The sequence below is a fragment of the Rhizobium sp. Root1203 genome (genome assembly GCF_001424945.1).
Lineage (GTDB): Bacteria > Pseudomonadota > Alphaproteobacteria > Rhizobiales > Rhizobiaceae > Rhizobium.
On sequence record NZ_LMCW01000021.1, the window covers coordinates 61,888 to 68,369 of the forward strand.

5 protein-coding genes are annotated in these 6,482 nt (G+C 59.6%); 3 read left to right on the plus strand and 2 right to left on the minus strand.

Going from position 1 to position 6,482, the window contains the following annotated elements:
* Positions 1 to 26 precede the first annotated feature (26 nt).
* Entirely contained in the window at positions 27 to 1,463 is a 1,437-nt protein-coding gene (locus ASC97_RS20210) for a DUF3300 domain-containing protein (RefSeq protein WP_244481538.1), read from the minus strand.
* Positions 1,464 to 2,442: 979 nt separating this feature from the next.
* Here ASC97_RS20210 and ASC97_RS20215 point away from each other — a divergent pair.
* From ASC97_RS20215 to ASC97_RS20225, 3 genes are all read left to right on the plus strand, one after another.
* Complete coding sequence (locus tag ASC97_RS20215; protein WP_057470144.1) at positions 2,443 to 2,895, plus strand: hypothetical protein; 453 nt, start codon at positions 2,443 to 2,445, stop codon at positions 2,893 to 2,895.
* 2 nt (positions 2,896 to 2,897) lie between these two features.
* Entirely contained in the window at positions 2,898 to 4,124 is a 1,227-nt protein-coding gene (locus tag ASC97_RS20220) for an HlyD family secretion protein (RefSeq protein ID WP_057470145.1), read from the plus strand.
* Between the two features lie 270 nt (positions 4,125 to 4,394).
* Complete coding sequence (locus ASC97_RS20225; RefSeq protein ID WP_057470146.1) at positions 4,395 to 5,666, plus strand: DUF2254 domain-containing protein; 1,272 nt, start codon at positions 4,395 to 4,397, stop codon at positions 5,664 to 5,666.
* Between the two features lie 356 nt (positions 5,667 to 6,022).
* Here ASC97_RS20225 and ASC97_RS20230 read toward each other — a convergent pair.
* The coding region (locus ASC97_RS20230) for a porin (protein WP_200959512.1) at positions 6,023 to 6,482 on the minus strand (460 nt) is incomplete at its 5' end.

Below are 6,482 nucleotides of genomic sequence, written 5' to 3' on the forward strand. Positions count from 1 at the left end.
CTCCGAAAATCCAAAGAACTGGAAACCTACCTGCGGCCACCACCACCACCGCGACCGCCGCCGCCGCCACGGCCACCACCGCCACTCGGTATCGGACGTGAGCGCTGTTGTGCCGCACGTGGCGCTCCGCGCTGACCTCCGCCCATGCTCTGTCCTCCCCGCTGGGATGACACTGCCTCGCGGCGTCCCGACTGCACATTGCCAAGGGCGCTTGACTGGCGAGAGCGATTATCAGGCCGGGCTGCCATCTTCGGTGCGCTTGACTTCCTGTTGGCTTTTGCGGCTGGCTTCGAGGGACGGTTTGCCGCGTTAGTTGGACGATTGCCCGCCTGGCCGGCTCGGGCATCAGGACGGGAGGCGCCTGCCCGGTTTGCGGCGGCATTTCCGGCGTTAGGCCTTGGTTTTGCTTTCAGGCCCTCGACCGTGCCCTTGCGAATATCGTTGGCCCGGGCACCGGCCCCGGCATCTCTGGTTCCCGGCCCGCGGTTCACCTGGCGATCGCTGACCTTGTTCTTGAGCTGGTTGCGGTTGTCGGCTTGCAGACCGGACTTGATCGCCGAACGATCGAGGTTGGCGAGCTGATCCTTTCCGATGCTCAGCTTGCTGCGGTCCACCTTGGTCCAGTCGACGTCGTTCCACTTGACCTTGCCGCTGAAGTTCCGGTCGTTGAAGCAGTTGTTACAATCGATATCGACGTCGTTGCCCCAGCCGCCGCCCCAGACGCCCCAATCGTCCCAGTTGACGATGGCCGCCCATGCGATCCCGGTCACCGCACCCGCAAAGAAGGTGGCACCCGGATAGTAGTAGCTGTCGTAGTGGTCGGGATAGTAGGAGATCGGTTCGGCAGCATAGCCCTGTTGATAGAGCATTTCGGGCGCGTACTGAGGGATGTACACCTTCTCCGGATCGGTCGGACGAATGACGACGTTTTCGTTCTCCACCACCACGGTGATCTTGTCGTCGGTCTTGATGACGTTTTTAGCCACCGCTTCGTCACGAAGCTGCTGGATGGCGATCAACACATCCTTCTGCTGATTGGTCAGCGCATCGGCCAGCGACTGCGTCCAGTCAAGGTCCTCGCTCATCATCTTGACGATGTCGGGATAGTTGAGCAGCGAGATAATGCTCCCATCCCATTCTTCCTTCGGCTTCAGATCGCTTTTCGTCTTCCTGGTCTCCAGGAAGCGCTCGGCCTCCACGATCTGCAGGGGGAAAAGCGATGCAGCAGAAATCGCGGCCACGAGTTCGTCTGGATAGAGCGCAATACGCGCGACAAGAACCGCGAGTTCGTCGTCGGAAAGCAGGTTGGTATCCGTATCCGCCTCGGCTGTTCCCTGCGCGGGAACGGGCTTCGACGCAGGTGTTTGCGTCTGTGAGTAGGCCGCATGGGGATCGAGTACCGCCGAGACGAGCGCCAACGCCGACAGTGCGACGAGTAGCCCAAAGGATCTTGCTTTTGTCAAAGTCGACCTCCTCGCACCGTTGCATCTGGGAAATCACAAAAACTTGGGTCTGCAGAGCGATTTCGACTGGGAAGAGGCTCCGCAAATCGAATCGGACAGACTTCGGAAATACTCAAATCCTGCATTTTGACAACGCATCTGCCCACGTTCAAAATGCGGTTATCGGATAGAGACACACTATACCACCGGACTGTCCATTAGGCGTAACTTACGCGATACTACGCGGCGTCCACGGTCGCGGCAGGAACGATGCGGACCTGCGGGACCTCAAATTACATAGGTTTGCAGCGCTCAAGCAAAGGCTAAATTCCAACAGAAGGACAGCTTTTAGGCAATTAGGCCGAAAAATCGAAGCCTGCGGGTGCCAAACTCTCCGTAGATTACAGGATGCTACGAGCAAACCGCATGATCGCTCCTTAGTATTTCATGAGGAACGTCGGGGATTTGTGTGACCATCACGATTGGCAATGAACAGATAATCTCGCTCACCCGGCGTGGCGGCCGCTCGAAAGGCGTCGCACCGATTTCGGAGCCATCCGCCCAACCTGGCTTCGTAGGCATGCGCACGATCACAGCGGGCAGCCGATCTCGAGTACTGGCCGGCCGCGAGGCCGGACACGTCGCCCTGAAGGTGGAGGAGATCGATGCTCAGCTAAGGCGCACCTATACGCCGCTCTCAGCAAGGGCGCTGATTGTACCGCCGTTGTCCATGCCTACGGCGACAGCACCCTGCACGATAAGTCCGTCTGCCGTTGCCCCAGATCGAAAGGGTTGCGGGAGAGCGCACGGGTGGACTAATAACTCCGATGGTCCAGATCGCGTACGACGCGGCTCTTGCGATGGCCAAACGCCCAGAGGGTGCTGGGGGATGCTCAAGACAGGCTGGTGCCGCGATATTGCGCGAACCGACGCAGCGGGGCCATCTTGCCCGCAGGCGTTTGTCAGCGAGTGTGTCTAAGTTCACAGGAAGGAAATTTCGATGACGCAAGCGCTCCACCCCGCAGCAATTGAACACCTGCCAGGCTTCATCACGGAACCCGGGCAGACCGACTACCTCTTCATCGGCGTTGTCATCTTCCTGCTCCTGATGGTTCTCATCATCGGCAATCTCTATTTTCAGCTTCATGCGGTTCCGGAGCGCATGGCGCATCGCACCAGCAAGGTGCAGATGGAGGTAGTGGCGGTGCTGGCGCTGATCTCGCTGTTCACCCACAATCATCTGTTCTGGATCGCCGGCCTGCTGCTTGCCTTCGTGCACATCCCAGACTTTTCGACGCCGCTCTACTCGATTGCACAATCGCTCGGAAAGCTGTCCGGCCGTGACCCCGAAACGAGCGGCGACCCGGCCCTGGTGACGGAACCGGCCGAAGAAAGCGCGAAGAGTACCACTCACGGCGCTACACACGGTGCCACTCCCGGTGAAGGAATCTGACCATGTTCGAGTTGATGCTGTGCTCGCTTCTGACCATCTTCCCGGACTATCTTTACCGCCGCTATGTTCAGGGCAAGCGGATCGGCCGGGAAATCACCCTCTACACCATGTGGTACGAACTGCGCTGGGGCATCTCGGCCTGCCTGATGCTCACCCTTTCCCTGATCACGATGATCTTCTACTTCCATCCCTCGACAAAGAGCGTGACGGCCCTGTTCCGCACAGTGACGATCCTGCCGGAAACGGTTGGACGCGTCGATGAAGTCTATGTCGGCCTCAACGACAAGGTTGCCGCCGGCGCACCGCTTTTCCGCCTGGATGACTCGCAGCAGAAAGCGGCGGTGGAGACGGCACGGCGGCAGATCGCCCAGCTCGAGGCTGAAGCCACGGTGGCCGAGACCGAGCTGGCGACCTCGGATGGCCAGATCCAGGAGGCGCAGGGTGCCCTTCAGGTGGCTCAGGACGAATACGAGATGAAGGCCCAGCTCCTGACAAAAGATGCCGTTGCCCGCCGCGAGGTCGATCGTCTGGCCAACACCATCGAAAGCCGCAAGGGTTCGCTGGGGGCTGCGGTGGCAAAGAAGGAGACGCTCGAAGCTAAGATCAGGGTGCTGCTGCCGGCGCAGAAAGCCAGCGCCGAAGCAGCCCTGGCCCAGGCACAGGTGGAGTTGGACAAGACGCTCGTGCGCGCCGGCATCTCCGGCACCGTCCAGCAATTTACCCTGAGGACGGGCGACGTCGTCAACACGATGATCCGGCCAGCCGGTATTCTGGTGCCGACGCAGGCGGGGCGAGGCACGCTGATCGCAGGCTTTGGACAGATCGAGGCACAGGTGATGAAGCGGGGAATGATCGCCGAGGCCACCTGTATCGGCAAGCCGTTCACCATCATTCCACTGGTCGTCACCGAGGTTCAGGATGTGATCGCGGCCGGGCAACTGCGTCCGACCGACCAGCTCGTCGATGTCCAGCAGATGGCCCAGCCGGGCACGCTTACGGTCTTCCTGCAACCGTTGTTCGAGGGCGGCCTGGACGGCATCCCGCCGGGCAGCAGTTGCATCGCCAACGCCTATACGAACAATCACGATGCACTGGCCGACAAGAATATCGGGACCGGGCGGTGGCTGTTTCTGCACGTCGTGGACACCGTCGGCCTCGTGCACGCAATGATCCTGCGTATGCAGGCGATGCTGCTGCCAGTGCAGACGCTGGTCTTCTCCGGACACTAAGCCGCGTCAGCAAAATCGGCGGGGCGCTGCCTGGGTCGGAAACTCCCGCTATAGCGGTACCAAACGGCTGTATTGCTCTTGAACCGGATGACGTGGGAATCTGTCCTTTGGGTTCGCATATCCCAAGTGGATGAGGAGCGCAGGGAACCGCTGCGCCGTCACCAGTCGTGCTATTAAAATCACTGGGGACATTCTGACCACGCTCTATTGCAAGGGAATTATGCGGGCATCGATGTGCCGGATCGGTGCGGGCGGAGGAGACCGGACCAAATGCGCTGGAACAAGCTGTATGCGCTTAAGAGTTATATGCGATCCTCGCTGTGGATCGTGCCTTTCTTCGCGCTCGTCCTTCAGCAGCTGTTTTTTCGCACGGCCCTTGTGCTCGAGGAGTGGACGCGGTGGGTTCCGCTTTGGCCACTCGGCACCGAGGGAACTCTCGCCGCGATGCAGACCATCATCAGCCTGGCGCTCTCCTTCATCGTCTTCACATTCGGGTCGCTGCTTGTCGCCATCCAGATCGCAAGCGGCCAGCTTACGCCCCGGATTATAGCGACCACACTGCTGCGCGATAACGTTATCCGCTTCACGGTGGGGTTGTTTATCTTCACGCTGCTTTTTGCCATTGCCGCGATAAGTCGCGTGAACGCATCCGCGCCATCGTTTATCGTGTGGCTTTCAGGGATTCTTGGCGTGCTGTCCCTTGCGGCCTTTCTTTACTTCATCGACTACTCCGCTCGTCTCCTCAGGCCGGTTAGCATCATCCATCGTGTCGCCGAGCAAGGCTTCGAGGTGCTCAATCTCGTCTACCCCAATCGCCTTGCAGTGGAGGTCCCGGCGCCTCGCCAACCGCGGCCGACGCATGGCACGCCCGATCGCATCGCCCATGCCGACTCCTCGGCCATCATTCTTGCAATCGACGTAAAGGCCCTGACGGCGCAAGCGCAGAAGGCCAACGGCACCATCGAGCTTGTTGCCCGCGTCGGCGACTTCGTATCAGAGCGACAGCCGTTGTTTCGCCTATACGGTGGAGCCGCGGCAATCGCCGACAATGACCTTCGTAATGCGGTGGCCTTCGGGCGCGAGCGAACCATCGAGCAGGACCCCACTTTCGCGTTTAGGGTCATTGTCGACATCGCGGTCAAGGCCCTCTCGAAGGCGATAAACGACCCAACAACGGCCGTCCTCGCAATCGATCAGCTGCAGCGACTGCTACGCAGTGTCGGGCGCCGCGAGTTGGGGAATGGATACGTATGCGACGCCCAACAATGCCTGCGCGTCGTGGTGCCGGTGCCAGACTGGGAGGATTTCGTGCAGCTCACATGCCGCGAAATCCGGATATATGGAGCAGAAAACCTTCAGATCGCACGAAGGATCCGCGCGATGATAGACAACCTTGAAGAGACCCTTCCCGAATACCGGAAGACGGCATTGCAGCTGGAGCGGGATCTGCTCGACCGGACGATCGAAAAGGTCTACCTCCTGCCAGAAGATGCAGCGCTTGCGCGGATCGCAGACACACAAGGGCTGGGCGGTTCGGCCTAGTACGTGCAAAGGATGAAATGACTCGAGAGGGTTACTTCCTCATCGTTTTAGGAATTGGGGCGGGCGGAAATCCGCGAAATTAGCTGGCATACCTACGCGTCCGCTAAGCGCACCTATTTGATCCCCTTTCTGATGAAACATCAAGAAGCAGCCCAATCCTGAATGCTTGAACGGAAAACCCGCGATTGCAGTGAACCCTGCCATGGCCAAGAATATTTCGCGTCGTTCCACTTCGCGATCAGTGCTCAAGCAGCCCCGGCTGCCGCACTTTCAGTTGCGACGTCGTCGTCAACGCCAGTGTCGTCATGCGAACCACCATGCGCAAATCTCACACGCGTTTGGGGCAAGCGCACACCTTAGAAGTTTCGCTGAAGACGAAGGAACCCCTCAAGCTGGTCATCGTCGTCATCGTCGGAATCGTAGTACTGAGTGCTGAGTTTTGCGGCGAAATTTTCAGCGATCTGGTAGTCGATCGTGATGCCTCCCGTCCAGGCATCGCCTCCGCCAAATCCATCCCCATCGGCATCCAGATCGATCGCATGGAAATACTGGAACCCCGGTGTGAAGGTCCATGTGTCGGTCGCCTTCCAGACGTACTGCGCGCCGACCGTCCACTCGGATTCCTCGTAGTAATAGTTCGCTCCGCTGGCCCAGACAGCATAGAGTCCGAGCTGGCCCGGACCGACGTCGGCGTAGCCGATACCGCGTATGGCGATCTCTTCCGTGTCGGTGTCGTAGCCGCCGAGGAGATATCCGCTGAACCCTCCGGATTTGCCGGAGATCTGCGCGGCAATGCCGACATCGTTCGGCCCCTCG